The following is a 15,539-nucleotide window of genomic DNA, read 5'->3' as shown; positions in this document are numbered from 1 at the left end:
TAAATATTGACCTGCTAATTGACTGCTTTTAAAAATATTCTGTACGTCATCAAGGATTACTAAACAGCGAGAAGATCGAAAATAATCGATGATTGTGGGTAATGGGGGTTGTGGCGATCGCCCAAAAAATTGCTTGAGTTCGGTTTGGAGGGTTGAAAGTGTGGGAGTGTTGGTGAGGCTTAACCAAATAATATAATCAAATTCGGTCTGAATTTGTTCGATGAGTTTGAGGGCGATCGCGCTTTTACCAATTCCGCTTAAGCCGTAGATGGTAATCAAGCGGGTGTGGGCTTGTACAATCCATTGTTTGAGGGTGGAGAGTTCTGAAGTGCGATCGTAAAAGTAAGTTAATTCGGGTGCGTCTGTTAAATCGATTATGGGCGATCGGGCTTGATTTTGGGGAGAGTCAGGGGGTGAGGGCGATCGGTGTTTAGCCTCTTCTGCATCTTGCCATTTTTCTCCACAAATATTGATATGAGTTCTATTAATTTTACTATTAACAATCTGTGAAGAGTTACCAAAATTGTAAATACTAGATACTGCTTTGCTTTCTAAAATAGAGCGAACATTAGATTGTTTAATATCTTCTTCCAAAATCTCAGAGAGCATCTTCCATAATTTTCTAGCAACTTGTTTAATATGATCTTCACTACGATTGCACTTTATAGCTATTTTAGGATATCTCTCACCTTCCCAAACTTCCTTTAATATACATCTTTGTAATGAATCAAGATGTTTTTCCTTTTTCACAAATACTTGCTCGTCAGTCCATTGTAAAACCTCTTCGATATCCATAGCTAAAAGTTGGTTTATTTTTCAATATCACTATATCACACTTTATAACATTTTGCCAGCTAAACAACACTTTTTATTGCCATCGACAATAGAATAATAAAAAATAATTATACACTAAATCACACTTTTATGAATATGCAAAAAGAAATTTTCATATTAAAATAAAATAAGGACAGATACAAAAAATCTAGTAAAAATCTATACGTTATCAAATGCTCTGGAGGACATATGACATGGTTTGACTGGTTTGTCAAAAACACCTCTCAGGGAGAGCGTAAAATCACTTCCGAGGATGTGGAACGGATAGTTGGCGAGTTCAATAAATGGTCGCCAGACATTCAGGGGATACCTAAAGTCTTAGAAGAGATAAGCTTTGACGAGGCTATAAGTTATTTCCAGAGCGATCGCCCAGGGACTCCTAATGTAAAAAAAGGAGCAATTATTCGCCAAGAGCATCCCGAAGGGCAATTTTTAGGACAGGTATTTTTAGACGAAAATAATAACCTTATTTGTCGTTCTAATGGAATACCTTATGGTCGTCAGTTGGTTGCCAAAGAACTAGATAAGAAATTAATTGAAGTATTGGGGGAGAGAGAATTAATTGCCATTGAGTTGAAGCCTCAAGCATCTCGTGGAGCTGAATTTCCACTTTCTCAAGATATAGTCTTAGAGTTTGTTGAATGGTTTCGTAACGTTGTAAAAACGCCTGAACTTACACCAATAATCTCCTATGAAGACACCATTAAAAAGGTTGCAAAAATACAACAAGTTATACCAATAATTACCTATGAAGACACAATTGAATACTTTATAACCAATCGTCCACACGATTCTAGAATACGAAAAGGGGCTATTTTACGTCAACATCATGCCCAAGGCTATCAGTTAGCACAAGTATTTCTGGACAAAAATAATCAAGTAGTTCTTAGTTCCAATCGTGTTCCCTATGGTCGTCAGTTAGTAGCAAGACAATTAGACGATGAACTGTTGGAAATTTTTGGAACAAAACAACTAATCATTGTGGAGTAAAGAGAAGATGGATCCATTCACTATATTAATTTGGACTGCGGTATGGGCAGGAGTTTCTGCTGGTATTTATGCAACTGTTTATTTTGCCAACTTAACTGCTCAGATAATCTATGAGTGGTTTAGAAAGTTTGCCTATTTGCTAGTTGAAAACGATCGCCGCTCTTTTCAAAATAGAGAGTATGTTGCTTTTACGGTTCAACAAGCAATGGCAACTGGTGATTACAACGTAGTTGAGGGTATTTTTGATAACAAAAATCAAAAAATTTATGATGCAAGAGTTATTCGATCTGATTCTGTTGATACGACAATCAAGCAGGCTCATAGCTATGGAAGAAAGGAAGTTGCGTTTTGGCAATAAAGTAAACTATGAACAAAAAAATTGCTAGTCCTGAATTTCCTGAAGATAAAGATCCCCTATTTATTTTATTAAGGGCAGCAGTTTCTGCTGGTGTTTCTGCTGGTATTTATGTAACAGTTTATTTTGCAGATTTAACTGCTCAGATAATATTGAGCTGGTTTAGAAACTTTGCCTATTTGCTGGTTGAGAACGATCGTCGTTCTTTTCAAGAAACAGAATATGTTGGTTTTGTTATTTGCCAACCTATGGACAGTGGTGGTTACAAAATATTTCAAGGTATTTTTGATACTAAAAATTCCAGGATTTATGATGCAAGAGTAATTCAAGCTAATTCTGTCGCTCCGACAATCAAAAATGGAATTTCCTTTTGGAAATAGTTTAGTAAAGGTTATTGCGTCCCTACAAATAATATTTAGCAGGATATGAATCAAAGTCGCTCTATTTGGGTTGATGGTATTCCCGATCGAATACCAGAAGTTGCAGCACGTCTTTGTCAAAATAGACTTTTGAATGCAGTCAATAAGCTACTGGATGAAACTGGTATTGAGCAAATCCAGATTACTATTGGTACTGCATCAGAAATTGACAAAAATAGTGAAAAATTGGCTGCGAATACCAGTGACACCAATCAGAAAAAATCTGACAATGACCTGTCACCGGAAGAACGCGCTCAGAAGTATAAAGCCGGACAACCTTTATTTACTTTTGAGCAATTAGTCATTACTCAAGAAGTAGAGGATGAATTACTTTTAGCAGTTGACTTAATTGAGTTAGAGGCTAAAGTTTTCGATGAGTGGGGTCTTAGGGAAATAGAGCCTTTCCCTCGAACGGCTCTAAACTTTCACGGTCTCCCTGGAACTGGGAAGACATTAGCTGCACACGCAATTGCCTCGAAAATAAATCGCCAGATTTTAGTGGCTAGTTATGCACAAATAGAAAGTATGTATCACGGCGAAGGACCAAAAAATGTGGAAGCAATTTTTATAGCAGCAGAGCGAGAAGGGGCTTTATTATTTATAGATGAAGCTGACTCACTCCTGTCAAAAAGACTCACTAATGTTAATCAAGGTTCAGAGCAAGCCATAAATTCTATGCGGAGTCAGTTGCTAATTTGTTTAGAGCGATTTCGTGGTGTTGTAATTTTTTCTACAAATTTAGTTGAGAACTATGATAAAGCCTTTGAAACACGGGTGCGTCACGTAAAATTTCCCATGCCAGACGAAAAAGGTCGCCAGCAAATTTGGCGAAAACATCTCCCCCAAAAGCTGCCAGGATTCAAAAATCTATCTATAGAGAAACTTGCAAAAGTAGATGACGTTTGTGGTCGTGATATCAAAAATGCTGTTATTGATGCAGCTATGAGAGTTGCACGTCAAAGAAAAGAGGAGATTGAACTCAGCGATTTACTTAGGTCAATAGAACACATTAAAACAGCCCGCATTAATGTTAAACCTGCATCAGAAAGACTTACACCAGAGGAAACTGAAGCAGTTCGACAAAAAGTGCAAGCAGCTTTAAACGAGCAAAAAGAATAAGTTAATTATGAGTGATAACAGAGATTTAGAACGGAGAATTTTGAAAGCTCTGCAAAGACATCAGGCAGGCAAGCATAACAAAAGGAGATGGATTTTTTCAATAATCGCTGGTTTATTTGTGACAATTATTTTCAGCAAATGTCAAACTAATTCTCCTCGTTATCAGCAAACTTATCAGCAAAATAAAACAAATTATTCTCCTTTCAATTTTCCGATGAGTTTTTGTGGAGATAAAAGTGCCGGAGGAACAGGAACTTGGTATCCTGTTTATGTAGATTATAATGAATCGAATCTCACACAAATTCGCCAGTTGTACTGTTGTGATGCTGCCTACGATCCATCGGTCAATAAAATTATAGTTGCTTCATTTTATAATCCTTCTAAAGCGAATCAATTTGTAGCCATACTTAAATCTAAAAACTTCCGCACTGCTTACCTTGGTTATGGTCAGAGAATAAGTATCTCTCGAACTCCCAATTCTAATAATTGTAGATAGTTATTATCAATTTAAATATTTTAAGTCTGTATTTATTCAGTTTGGCAATCATTTTTAGTATAATTTATTGAGATTACTATCGCCAAAAAAAATCATGCCTGAGACTTAAACTTGGCCTTGGCTGCTCGAAGCTTTTCCCATGCAGCTTCCGTTCCTGGTCTTGGTGGCTGAGCGGCAATTCGAGCAATCATATCGCGATTTTTTTCTTCGTAGTACAGCCGCAGTTCCTCAGCTTCTTTAAGCACCATTTGATACTCAGCTTCAACATCAGCGCGATTTGCCTCAATATAAGCTAAAGCTGCGTTAATTTGTTCCTCTGTCAGATCGAACAATCCCCTGATAAACTTGGGCGGATATTGAGCCGTCACATAGTCCATGATGTCGTAGATCGTGATGCGCGTACCTGCGATCGCCAGTCCTCTTTCTGTACGGACGATCGCTCTAGGTTCTTTGGATATAGTTGTCATTTTTATAGCCTCCTCGAAGTTATCTCTATATTAGTAGCTGATTACTTGCAAGTCCTGGATTTGCGATCGAGTTTTGCGAAGAGCCGATGAATATGATGCGGTGAATGCTTTTATGCAATTGTTGTATACATTGAGAAGAGCGAACCACAAGCATCGTTAACTTTGATGATAAGTGTCACCCGATCGCCCTTAAAGACTAATCCGGCGGTAGACTTCAGCCAACGGAAGCTGTATATTCAAGCTGTGCAGCTCGATCGCCCGATCGATCCCATCGTATACTTGCCATTGCCAGCGATCGCTACTTTGGCGATCGAGGTTGTGATATTGCTCAATATATGGTTCAGTTTGACTCACCAGCAGATATTCACAAAAACTAGCAAGAGAGCGATATTTTCGGAACTTTTCACCTCGATCGTAGGCTTCCGTAGAGGGCGAAAGAACCTCGACAACCAGTAAAGGATTGATAATTTCATCCGTGCGAGATCCATTGAACTCTGGTTCGCCATCAATTACCGTAACATCGGGATAAGTTCCGTGATTGAAACTAGGAATCCAAATTCGTAGATCGCCGTTATAGATTTGAAAATTTGTGTCTCGCACAGCCATGTTAAGAAAAGTCGTAATGTCTACGGTAATACGGCTGTGAGCGGGGGAACCTCCTGACATAGTAATAATCTCTCCGTTACAATATTCGTGACGTTCTTCGGCGGTTTCCTCGATCGCCCGGTATTCATCTGGAGTGAAGCGAGTCTTTGTTGCATCGGTCAGATTTGGCGGGTTGGTTTGAGCAATGACCACGATCGCACCTCGTAAATAATTAGACTTTAAATAATTATGGCTGACAGCTAGATAATTGTCTCAACCCAGAGGCGATCGCTTTTTCGGGAAATAATATGGGCGATCGCACAATTTCCTGACATCGCGTTATCAAAGTAGAGATCGTTCGTGGCTTCCCTGAACCGCAGTATTTGACTGCTGGCGCTGTGCAATTTTGATTAACATCCTCAATGCGTCATTCACGGCGCTGCATCATTAGGAAAAGCTTGGGCAATATCGGGGTCTAAAATCACCAAGTTTGTCCCTGCACGATATCGCTCAATATACTTGCCTATAACACCTGCTTTCATCCGAGCAAAGTCATACTCAGCAAGTAATTCGTATTCCATTTCTTGTTCAATATCCTTCTTCATAAAACCTCAAATTCTCGCTTTTCTTTTGCCTCTGACACTCAACTGTTTGGAAATTGATGTATAATAATGCAAAGCAAAAATTAGATTAATTGCAAAAAATACCAAAGTTAACACAAAGGTAAAAAAAGACGTAAACGACAGCCCGGAAGTCATGGTAAATATTGCCAAAATGATTGAGCAACACCCAAAACCGGAAGCAAAAGAACTTAACAGCAGCAACCGTACCTTAGACATAGTTTAATGTAAAAATTATCAGTAAAATGCACTATTGGCAGCTACAGACGAGTGCCAAATGATACTTATTACTATATAGCGGAATTGCTCGCTTGGGTCAACAGTAAAACGGCTGCTTTCCTAAAAAGGCTTGAATTCTACTGAAAAATACACCCCGCGTTCTTGCCAACTCTCGCCCGACTTCATCCCAATCACAGGAATGCCCTAGCCGAACCGAGCATTCAAGCTCTCGCCGTACTGTCACCGCAGGCCCAATCCCTGTGACAGCAAACTATTCGGTTGCAGAGCCACCGTTGGGCCATTATTCCCAACATTGCCAAAATCCACAAACGCCGTCACCTGCAAAACACCTTTTTTGTCGCCGATGTAAAACATCGGATACCGCAACTGGGTTTCGGCCACCAAACAATTATGACGGTAGCCCCGCACTATCTCCGAGCCGCCCAAACCAAATTGTTCGATCGACAACAGCTCAGCCATTGCCAACTGCACATCCGATCGCCCAACTACCAGCCCCTAGGGAGCAAACAACCGCAGGTACAGCAATTGACTCCGAGCCTTAACCCGGGGCGACAGCACAAAATCCACTCCCAGCAAAGATGTATCGGTTTCTCTCCTCCCAGCACCGATACCGACGGCGATTTCTGTTGTGGGAGTTTGCACCCGCTGGCGGTAACTCGAATCGTCAGTGCGACTTGACGCCTCAATATCTAAAATTTCCAAGGCTGGCTCAACAAGATTGTTTTTGCTCCGATCGGAATGAAAACTCACATTACCGTGGCGCGAATTTACCGGGAGCGTGTAATTAAAATCTAAAGTATTGCTGCTTTGAATATTTGCATAAATCCAACTCGCAGTATCTCCCAAACCTGACAAATTAGCCTCGCGGACTTCGGCACCGCGCCACCAACTCCGGATGCTCGAAGAGATAGAATTGTCAGTAAAAATCCCAGCATGGAAAGTTTTTGCTTCTCTAACTCGGGCTAGCAGCAAATTCAAACGCCCTGGAGAACCCGCTGGCAATTCTGCTGAAATATTTTCAAATTGGCTGCTAAATTGCAGCAGTTGCAGAGCTTCTAACGATCGCTGTTCGTTCAGCGGGCCTGGCGTGGAAGTGGCTAATCGGCTGCTGGCGCAGTTAGAATTAAGTCGCCCTTTGCTAAAGATGGTGCTGCCGGCTACTTCAAATCGATCGACTGTGATTCTACCCGGAATGTTGGTTAATTTTTCACGCTGTCCCCGGGCCGCAGCAGGCGGTACAGGTTGTTTTTTAGGAGTCAGGGGCACTGGTGGCGCTGGTTTTCTCGCCAGAGGCAGAGTTTGCCGCAACAGGTTGGGAATCGGAATTTCTTGTCTGTTGTCTCCTCGGTTCGGCAACCCGGCGAGAGTTTCTGGGGTCTGACTTTGGGCAAGAGCCGCCAATTCCCGGATGTTGTTTTCTTGCTCTTTACTGTGTATATCTAGTTCTGAATCTGAGTATAAATCCCTAAAAAGCCGATCGCGATCGTCTGCTGTTTCTGGGTTAAGTCCTAATTGAGACTGTAAATTCTTCACAATTGGCGATCGGCCACCTGACTCGCCAGCAACCATCGACTCGCCAGCACTTGGAGTTGCTAGGGATGTGGGGCAAATAGCTGCAATTGAACAACAAAGCGCTAATACCCTGAAAAATTTGATTTTACAAAACCCTCTGGAATGTGGCAGGGGCATGACAAGTTATCAATATTTAATAGTTATTTACACTTACGAGGGGCGTGACCGCCGCCATTGCAAAGATTAAAGTAACTTTATCACTTTTGTTTAAGACTTAACTGTTTAATTCAACATAAATATACTTGACAAAAAGTATTGTTAGTGCTTTGTTAAATAGTTGATAAAAAAAGCTCCGACCTCCACAAGCTCAGGCTGTAGGTGGGCGGAGCATTTTATCAAAGCTAGCAGTCGATTTTAAATTCTTCGGCTTCGCTGTGCCAAGAAGTTTGAGATTTTCGGCGGAGTGCTTCGCGAGCGTCGAGCGATTTTAGATTTACTTGCAGCGCCGTGAATTTGGAGCTTGAACAGCCGTCTAAAATTTTGGGATTTGACCCTAAGCTGTCGGGGGACGGTAGCCGTTTTTGGGCGGGTTATCTGAGAAATAGGTGAATTTTGATAGAGCTGATTACATTTTATTGAGCTGCGATCGCAATTCTTCCAACTCAGCATCAATCACCGGACTCGACTCCGAGCTGCTAGCGGCAGCAGTGGTAGCAGTTTTACCCGCTGCCGGCAATTGACCCTGAGATACAGAACCTCCGGCCAGTTGAGCCTTCATCTGAGCCAACTCGTCGTCAACATCGCCGCCACTTTCTAGCAAGCGGAACTGTTCTTCTAAATTGCTACCGCCCGCAGCCAGTTCTGCTGAAGCTCCCGCGCGAGCTTCTATCTGCAAAACTTTTTCTTCCATGCGATCGAAAGCTGCCATTGAACTGCCGGTATTGAGGGAGCCAATGGTATTGTTAAGCTGTTCCTGAGCTTTAGCCGCGGAAATCCTCGCCTTGAGCATATCCTTCTTCGTCTTAGCTTCGGAAATCTTGCTCTCCAAACCGATCAAGTTGCGCTTGAGGCTTTCGACTTGACCCGATTGCTGTTCCAGACTGGCTTTGAGCGTAGCCGCTGTTTCAGCGTGAGACTTTTTGCGCACCAGCGCTTCCCGCGCCAAAGTCTCGTCTCCTTTTTGCAGGGCGAGCCCCGCACGCTGCTGCCACTGGTTAGACTGGGATTCTGCTTGATTGTACTGAGTTTGGGTGCGCTTTTGAGTAGCGATCGCGCTGGCAACGGCCTGACGCAACTGCACCAAGTCTTCCTGCATATCCGTCACGGACTGTTCTAAAATCTTTTCCGGATCTTCAGCTTTGTTGACCATATCGTTAAGATTGGCTCTGACGACTCGGCTAATGCGGTCAAATAATCCCATAATGCTATATTTCCTGGGTGAGGTGTACGAGGTAAGCGGCCAGCAGGGTTGAGAGCGCTAGCCCGCCATTGTGAGACTCAGTGGGTCGGATTTTTAGGGCGATTTAGTTTTTGGCAATTTTTACAGACAGATAAATCTAGTTTAAAGCGATCGAGTCAGTGATGCAGGCAAGCTTATTCATGCACCTATCTATTGAGTTTAACTTCGATCCGGGAATTCCCCCAACACTTTGTTGCGCGCTATCTCTAGCTGCGCTGTTGCCAAGTTTTTGAGGAGTACAAACTATTTTGCTGCGCGCGCGTGGCTTTTAGGATGCAGGCGGCTCGCCGGAGGGCAATTTGGGCGTATGATTCTGACCTGGAAGCATTTGTGCTTTCATCGCCTTCAACTCGGCATCGACATCGCCGGCACTTTCGAGAGACAGAAACTTCTTTTCTAAATCGTTAGTTCCGAGTTCTGCAATTGCTTCGGAGCGAGCTTCTAGCTGCATGACTTTCTCTTCCATCCGTTCAAACGCGTTCAAAGCGCTGCCGGTACTGAGATTTCCCATCATTTCTTGCAGTCTTTCCGATGCTTTTGCCGATCGAGCTCGGGCAATATACATATCTTTTTTTGATTTTGCCTCAGAAATTTTACTTTCGAGCGATCGCATATTTTCTTTAAGTTGAGTCACCACAGCATTTTGCTGTCCGAGACTCGCTTGCATCGCCGTTGCCGTTTCTTGATAGGATTTTTTTCGCGTCAGGGCTTCCCGCGCCAAATTTTCCTCACCTTTTTGCAAAGCTAGCTGCGCCCGCTGGTACCATTCTGCCGCTGTAGACTCAGCTTGAGAGGACTGGCGTTCGGTGCGTTTTTGAGCTGCAATCGCCCCGGCCACCGCTTGTCTAAGCTGGATTAAATCTTCCTGCATATCCATTACAGCCTGTTCCAGAATTTTTTCTGGATCTTCGGACGCCCCGACCAAACTGTTTATATTGGCTCGAATCACTCGCCACAGGCGATCGAATAATCCCATTTTACCTAAGTCCCCATTTTATTAAATTTTACATTTAGAACCCGAAAGCGATACGATTTTTGATTGGAAAATTGCCGAATTGAAGCATTGAAGCATTGGGAATAAACGATCGATCTCATGGTTCTGAGTACCAGCATACATTTGCATTCTTCTTGCAACTGCAAGTAAATACACCTAATTCAGCCTCAAACACTGCTAGCTACAAAGCTTGCTGTGTATTTTTTCTTCCTTCTTCTTTCTTCCTTCTTCCTTCTTCCGACTTCACGCTTGACGAATTCCTTCTTCCTAATGACGGCAGAACTGATGGGTAATCGGTAATCAATGATGGGTAATCCGGAATTCTATCCGTTACATCCCTTAACTCCCGCACATTGCTCGTTGCCGAACTTCCTTCTTCCTTCTTCCTTCTTCCTTCTTCCTTCTTCCTTCTTCCTTCTTCCTTATGACTGCTGACCACTGACTGCTGACCACTGACTGCTGACTGCTGACTGCTGACTGCTGACTGCTGACAATTCAAAAACAGATTTAGTGTTAGACAAAACATCCAGTACGGTTTAGCTTTGTCTAACAATTTAGTTAAAGTTTTTCACGCTTTACCTAGTTTATGGCTGATAATATTGCGGCTTCACCCCTTTTGCTTGGAGTTCCTTTGCCAAACGTTCTGCTGAGCCAGCATCGTTCAAAGCCCCCATTTGGATCTTGACACCCTTTGAGAAATTCCGCACGTAGGCATCGGGAACTGCCGTTCTGGCTTGTTGCAGAGATTTTTCGTTGGTGTAATCGGTGACAACGTAATAGAAACCGTCGCTAGCGCGTGTCGGCCTTCCTAGCGGGGCGGAGGCGGGCGCCGGTGCTGTTGCGGCCGGGGATACTGTCGCCGGTGCTGTTACCGCAGGCCCGGCTGAGGGCGTTGGAGGCAGTGTTGGTAGTGTCGGGACAGACTGGGCGGCGCTGGGGCTGGGACTGGGAAGCAAAGCCGTGCTGAGATTGTTGAGTCCCTGTTCCCTACCTCTGGCTGGGTTCCCGTCTTCTGTCGGAATCGGCACAGCCCCAATGGGGGCAGGAGGTGCTGCCGGATTAGGCGGTATCGATGCTTTCGGCGACGGGGAAGCAATCGGGCTGGCTGTCGGCTTGACGTTGCTGAGAGTGCTCAAATCTAACTCGACAAATTCTTTGGATGCCAGATTTGGAGCTTTTGGCAGTTCTTTGGTGCTGGTATCTGAGATCGCCGCGGCTGTGGGACTTTCGCTGCTTGAGGGGGCGGTGCGATCGAGCAAACGGTTCAGCCCAGCGATTTTAGCCAGACTAGACGGGTGCATGACTGCGTAACCCAAGGCTGTGCAAGACATCAGAAACAGCAGCATCGAACTCAGTCCCAAGGGAGTTAACAGACTCGCGGCCAAACTGCGTTCTTCTGCTGGTTCGGCTTTTGGTTCGTCCAAACTTTCGATCAGTTTTTCGCTTGATTCGAGATAATTGTTGGGTGCCGGGCCGCTGCTAGATAATTTTGTGCCACCCCTAGTAGTTATTAGCGGTGCATCGCCCTGAGATCCCGCAATGGATAGGGGCAGCGACAGCGGCTGCTGAGTTGCCTCTGCAACCGTCGCCTGCTGGTTTTGGGTCTGCTGTTGCTCGGTTGTGGCTGTTTGCTTGCCGCCGCGAACTGATGGCGACACCCACTGTTCGGCGCGCCGCCTGTGCCTTCTATAGGTTGTCAGCTCTGCTTCTAGATTGACATCCATAGACCCCAGCACTGCTTGCAAAGCAGGCTTGATTGGGGTTGATGAGGATTGATGATTTGGGGATTCCACCGAAGAACGCTTACTCATTACCAAAACTCCTACCGCCTCTGAATTGATTTTAATGTTTAGATTGTGAACTACCCGCCAGCAATCGGAGTACCGATATGCTGCGGGCTTCCCAATTCAAGAGCAACTGCCAAGGGCAGTAGTAGACTTTCGCCCATACTGCTTTGGTCTGACATTGCCTCGCCCGGGCAGTAGCGCTGGTTCCCAACGCCAATATCCGCAAGCCTTCATTTCTGATATTGATTGCCGCATTAATCTCTCTATCGTGCCGATTCCCGCAATGGGGACAGTTAAATTCACGAACAGATAGATCCATATGAGGCAATGACAGTAAGGTTTCAGAACAAAGGTGTGACGACGGAAAAAATCGACAGACTTCTAGGTAGACTTTACCATCTGCTTCGGCTTTGTACCTGAGCATACTACACAGCATCCCCCAGCCAGCATCGCTGATGGATCGGGCCAGGCGATCGTGCTTCACCATATTTTTTACTGCCAGATTTTCTCCGACAATGATTTGGTTTTCATCGACTATCTTGCGGGATAGTTTATGTCGGAAATCCGCGCGAACTCTAGCAATTTTAGAGTTAATTTTAGCGGCCGCCAATTTAGCCTTACGTCGCTTGTTGGTAGTCTTGTCTTTTTTACGAGACAATTTACGTTGTTTGCGTTTTAGATTGCGCTCATGCTTCTTGAGATGTCGAGGATTCTGGAATTTGGAACCCTCAGACGTGACAACACAGTTAAGCAATCCCAGATCGATGCCAATAGCTTTCCCGTCTTCCACTGTAATGGGCGTGTCGGTAGTGTCCTCCATTAACAAGGAGGCGAAGTATCGACCATCAGGTGTTTTGGACACCGTAACAGTTCTCAAGCTACCCACCCATTTACGATGAATTTTAGCCTTGACGACTCTCCCAGATTACCCGGAAATTTGATCTTATTATCACTCAAAACTTTAACGTTCCGTGGGAACTCAATCGATTGTTTTCCGTGACGTTTTTTAAGGGTTGGATATGCTGTTCGACCATCAAAGAAGTTGATAAATGCTTGAGACAGATTCAATACCGAAGACTGAAGGCACGCTTGAGTAACACTCTTTGAGCCATTCATACTAAGTCTTCCAGACGCTCGATCTGTTTTTTCATCGTGAAAGCAGAGATCCCTTTCGCTGTCTCTTTGTAGGTTTGGGACATGGTAAGCAACGACTGATTCCATACCCAGCGAACACAGCAATCATGCTTGCACTAGATGGCTCTGCTGTTCCTTGCTGGGATAGATTCTGACTTTAACCGCTGTTAACACGACTTTGTGTCTCACATTTATCACGATGTAGGGAACCATGATAACATTAATAGAAAAGCCATTCAAGTCAAGGAATTTTGCTCATCCACCATCGATCGCAAGGAGTCTAGCAACTGATGGTTAGTGGATGGTGGAATCGTCGCGAAGGCGAGCCAGCCTTTCATCCACGTGCAAAACGAGTCCGCCATCGCGCGAGGGATTCCCGTCTGTTTAGCTTCATATAAACCAGAAGTTTTCAAACTTGCCTGTCTGATGGTTAGCTGGTCTTAGCGTCAAGGTAACTGCTGTCCCCGAGGTTGCGGTCGATCGCCCACAGCTATCTTTCGATCGGAAATTTGGGTAGAAAGCCGGTGCCTTCAGCAAGCTTTCTTCAACGAGAACTCGGGGGGCCAGCTTTCGCTTAACGGCTCGATTTTTAAAGAATCCTCGTGCCTTCACGCAGGCTGTCAATTAAAAACTTAACTGTTGCTGTCTCCCGCAGGTTGCTCGCGCCGACTCTCAGGAGCTTTTGGCCGCGCTCAGCAAGGATTTATTTAAACATCTCACAGTCATTCCGTGTTTGTGCTTTTTCTTGATCCCTGACCTTTTATAAACTTTTAACCTGTCTTTTTTGCTACAAAATGAGGAAAGACTGAGGCCATTGTTTCTATATATAACAAGATTATAAATAAATAATAAAATTTAATTATGTGCTGGGGATCGCTATAACCCAGACAGGATAAAGGCTGGGATGCTCTAGAACCTGCAAGCTCTACACAGGAGAATTAGAGATGAAAATGATTTCCCTAAGAACTTTTATGAAAACCTCCTTAACTTCCGCTTGTCGTCACTGCCGCCACTATACCCCGGAGGGGAGACGCGGGGGAATTTGCGCCTTGCTGAGCGTGCCTGTTCAAAGTCAGTGGAAGGCTTGTTCTTTAGCAGTTGCGCCTTTTGGGCCGTCTTGGGAAAATATAGCAGAAATTGAACTGTGGCAAGAACAGGCTGTGACTTTGCAGGAGGCTGCCGTCTCTGCTGTTTCCGATCGCAATGCCTGCCAGTTAACAGGCACAACATTAACCGAAAAATCCGCAGCAGCACTCTCGGTTTAGTCCGCAGCAGGACAAATTAACCCAAGTTTACTGACGGCTCTCCTATTTTGGACGATCGCCTGAATTCGGCTTTACCAACTCCTAGAAATTAGTACCTGCTTTGCTATCAACGATCGCCTCAAAAAAAAACAGATGTTTCTGTCCAGCTATGGCAGCCAAGGATATTGACTGAAATCTGGTTCCCGTTTTTCCAAAAAGGCTTGTTTGCCTTCGGCGCCTTCTTGGGTCATATAGTACAGCAAAGTGGCATTTCCAGCCAGTTCTTGCAGACCGGCTTGACCGTCGCAGTCGGCATTAAAAGCCGATTTTAAACACCGAATCGCGATCGGACTTTTTGAAAGAATTTCGCTCGCCCACTGCATCCCTTCTTTTTCGAGTTGTTCGACGGGCACGACGCAGTTAACTAAACCCATTTCGAGAGCTTGCTGCGCGCTGTACTGCCGGCACAAAAACCAAATTTCTCGGGCTTTCTTCTGGCCGACTGCTCTGGCGAGATAGCTGGCTCCGAAACCACCGTCGAAACTGCCCACTTTGGGCCCGGTTTGTCCGAAAATAGCATTGTCAGCCGCGATCGTCAAGTCGCAAATTAAGTGTAAAACGTGACCGCCGCCGATCGCATAGCCTGCAACTAAAGCAATCACAACTTTGGGCATCGATCGAATCAATTTCTGCAAGTCGAGTACGTTCAACCGGGGTATGCCACCTTCGTCTACATATCCGGCAGTACCCCGCACACTTTGATCGCCGCCAGCACAAAAAGCGTATTTGCCGTCTGTATGAGGCCCCGCACCAGTGAAGAGGACAACACCGATTTTTGTATCTTCGCGGGCATCAGTAAAGGCATCGCACAGTTCCTGCACGGTTTTGGGGCGGAAAGCGTTCCGTTTCTCAGGTCGATTGATGGTGATTTTGGCGGTGCCGCCACTTTTTTGATACAGAATGTCTTCGTAGGTTTTGGCAGTTTGCCATTCAATTTGCATAATCAATCAGTCGATTTTCCATTTTTCGATTTTCCATTTTTCGATTTACAAGGGCAGATGAATCACCGGAGTAGCAACAGGAGTCTAAATTTGGGGGAGGATTCACTCACTCATCAGCGTCGCGGACACAGTACCCGCTGATGCGGGGTTGAGTTGAAATTTGAGAGCGCGCTGGGGCGATCGAGGTAGGAATAATTCGCTTTTAGTAGGAATGAGAATTAAATAATTTACACTCTCTTATTGTGGGATGGGCGTCCCGCCCGTCTATCAAGGACGGGCGGGA

At 44.6% G+C, this 15,539-nt stretch carries 20 protein-coding genes; 6 read left to right on the top strand and 14 right to left on the bottom strand.

All coding sequences use genetic code 11. The annotated features are described in order from the left end of the window. On the bottom strand, nucleotides 1–795 hold a 795-nt coding region (locus QT974_RS17160; protein WP_333469651.1), incomplete at its 3' end, for an ATP-binding protein. A gap of 228 nt (nucleotides 796–1,023) precedes the next feature. On the opposite strand from QT974_RS17160, the gene QT974_RS17155 reads away from it, so the two are divergent. From QT974_RS17155 to QT974_RS17135, 5 genes are read left to right on the top strand one after another with little or no spacing between them, the layout of a single operon-like run. Next, nucleotides 1,024–1,824 (top strand): hypothetical protein, encoded by an 801-nt coding sequence (locus QT974_RS17155; protein WP_333469650.1) that lies wholly within the window; start codon nucleotides 1,024–1,026, stop codon nucleotides 1,822–1,824. A 7-nt stretch (nucleotides 1,825–1,831) separates the two neighbouring features. Next, nucleotides 1,832–2,182 carry a hypothetical protein gene (locus tag QT974_RS17150; RefSeq protein ID WP_333469649.1) on the top strand — a complete coding sequence of 117 codons (351 nt, stop codon included), beginning with the start codon at nucleotides 1,832–1,834 and terminating at the stop codon, nucleotides 2,180–2,182. 8 nt (nucleotides 2,183–2,190) lie between these two features. Next, nucleotides 2,191–2,559, top strand: coding sequence for a hypothetical protein (locus tag QT974_RS17145; RefSeq protein WP_333469648.1), 369 nt, complete (start codon nucleotides 2,191–2,193; stop codon nucleotides 2,557–2,559). 45 nt (nucleotides 2,560–2,604) lie between these two features. Further along, nucleotides 2,605–3,717 (top strand): ATP-binding protein, encoded by a 1,113-nt coding sequence (locus QT974_RS17140; RefSeq protein ID WP_333469647.1) that lies wholly within the window; start codon nucleotides 2,605–2,607, stop codon nucleotides 3,715–3,717. 7 nt (nucleotides 3,718–3,724) lie between these two features. Then, entirely contained in the window at nucleotides 3,725–4,213 is a 489-nt protein-coding gene (locus tag QT974_RS17135) for a hypothetical protein (protein ID WP_333469646.1), read from the top strand. 92 nt (nucleotides 4,214–4,305) lie between these two features. Here the strand turns inward: QT974_RS17135 and QT974_RS17130 are convergent, their stop codons facing one another. From QT974_RS17130 to QT974_RS17070, 12 genes are all read right to left on the bottom strand, one after another. Beyond that, complete coding sequence (locus tag QT974_RS17130) at nucleotides 4,306–4,680, bottom strand: DUF433 domain-containing protein (RefSeq protein ID WP_333469645.1); 375 nt, start codon at nucleotides 4,678–4,680, stop codon at nucleotides 4,306–4,308. 189 nt (nucleotides 4,681–4,869) lie between these two features. Next, complete coding sequence (locus QT974_RS17125; protein ID WP_333469644.1) at nucleotides 4,870–5,478, bottom strand: Uma2 family endonuclease; 609 nt, start codon at nucleotides 5,476–5,478, stop codon at nucleotides 4,870–4,872. 218 nt (nucleotides 5,479–5,696) lie between these two features. Beyond that, entirely contained in the window at nucleotides 5,697–5,870 is a 174-nt protein-coding gene (locus QT974_RS17120) for a hypothetical protein (protein ID WP_333469643.1), read from the bottom strand. Nucleotides 5,871–6,344: 474 nt separating this feature from the next. Continuing rightward, nucleotides 6,345–6,584, bottom strand: a complete 240-nt coding sequence (locus tag QT974_RS17115) for a ShlB/FhaC/HecB family hemolysin secretion/activation protein (protein WP_333469642.1) — start codon at nucleotides 6,582–6,584, stop codon at nucleotides 6,345–6,347. A 36-nt stretch (nucleotides 6,585–6,620) separates the two neighbouring features. Continuing rightward, complete coding sequence (locus QT974_RS17110) at nucleotides 6,621–7,694, bottom strand: hypothetical protein (protein WP_333469641.1); 1,074 nt, start codon at nucleotides 7,692–7,694, stop codon at nucleotides 6,621–6,623. A gap of 568 nt (nucleotides 7,695–8,262) precedes the next feature. After that, nucleotides 8,263–9,057: a PspA/IM30 family protein gene (locus tag QT974_RS17105; RefSeq protein ID WP_333469640.1), complete on the bottom strand. Its 795-nt coding sequence runs from the start codon at nucleotides 9,055–9,057 to the stop codon at nucleotides 8,263–8,265. A gap of 307 nt (nucleotides 9,058–9,364) precedes the next feature. Beyond that, nucleotides 9,365–10,072, bottom strand: coding sequence for a PspA/IM30 family protein (locus tag QT974_RS17100; protein WP_333469639.1), 708 nt, complete (start codon nucleotides 10,070–10,072; stop codon nucleotides 9,365–9,367). 199 nt (nucleotides 10,073–10,271) lie between these two features. Next, a complete protein-coding gene (locus QT974_RS17095) occupies nucleotides 10,272–10,643 on the bottom strand; it encodes a hypothetical protein (RefSeq protein ID WP_333469638.1) in 372 nt (123 codons plus the stop codon). A gap of 31 nt (nucleotides 10,644–10,674) precedes the next feature. After that, on the bottom strand, nucleotides 10,675–11,901 hold the full coding sequence (locus QT974_RS17090) for a hypothetical protein (RefSeq protein ID WP_333469637.1): 1,227 nt from the start codon (nucleotides 11,899–11,901) through the stop codon (nucleotides 10,675–10,677). Nucleotides 11,902–11,932: 31 nt separating this feature from the next. Continuing rightward, nucleotides 11,933–12,739: an RNA-guided endonuclease InsQ/TnpB family protein gene (locus QT974_RS17085; protein WP_333469636.1), complete on the bottom strand. Its 807-nt coding sequence runs from the start codon at nucleotides 12,737–12,739 to the stop codon at nucleotides 11,933–11,935. Nucleotides 12,740–12,989: 250 nt separating this feature from the next. After that, nucleotides 12,990–13,085: a hypothetical protein gene (locus QT974_RS17080; protein WP_333469635.1), complete on the bottom strand. Its 96-nt coding sequence runs from the start codon at nucleotides 13,083–13,085 to the stop codon at nucleotides 12,990–12,992. A gap of 162 nt (nucleotides 13,086–13,247) precedes the next feature. Beyond that, a complete protein-coding gene (locus tag QT974_RS17070; RefSeq protein WP_333469634.1) occupies nucleotides 13,248–13,373 on the bottom strand; it encodes a hypothetical protein in 126 nt (41 codons plus the stop codon). A gap of 582 nt (nucleotides 13,374–13,955) precedes the next feature. Between QT974_RS17070 and QT974_RS17065 the strand changes: the two genes are divergently transcribed. Continuing rightward, nucleotides 13,956–14,276 carry a hypothetical protein gene (locus QT974_RS17065; RefSeq protein WP_333469633.1) on the top strand — a complete coding sequence of 107 codons (321 nt, stop codon included), beginning with the start codon at nucleotides 13,956–13,958 and terminating at the stop codon, nucleotides 14,274–14,276. A 146-nt stretch (nucleotides 14,277–14,422) separates the two neighbouring features. Here the strand turns inward: QT974_RS17065 and menB are convergent, their stop codons facing one another. Next, nucleotides 14,423–15,256 (bottom strand): 1,4-dihydroxy-2-naphthoyl-CoA synthase, encoded by an 834-nt coding sequence (gene menB / locus QT974_RS17060; RefSeq protein ID WP_333469632.1) that lies wholly within the window; start codon nucleotides 15,254–15,256, stop codon nucleotides 14,423–14,425. Between the last annotated feature and the right edge of the window lie 283 nt (nucleotides 15,257–15,539).

This window comes from Microcoleus sp. BM001215392, from assembly GCF_036700185.1.
Taxonomy (GTDB): domain Bacteria; phylum Cyanobacteriota; class Cyanobacteriia; order Cyanobacteriales; family Microcoleaceae; genus Microcoleus.
Note: the sequence above shows the minus strand (reverse complement) of the source record. Positions and strands in the feature narration are given on the sequence as shown.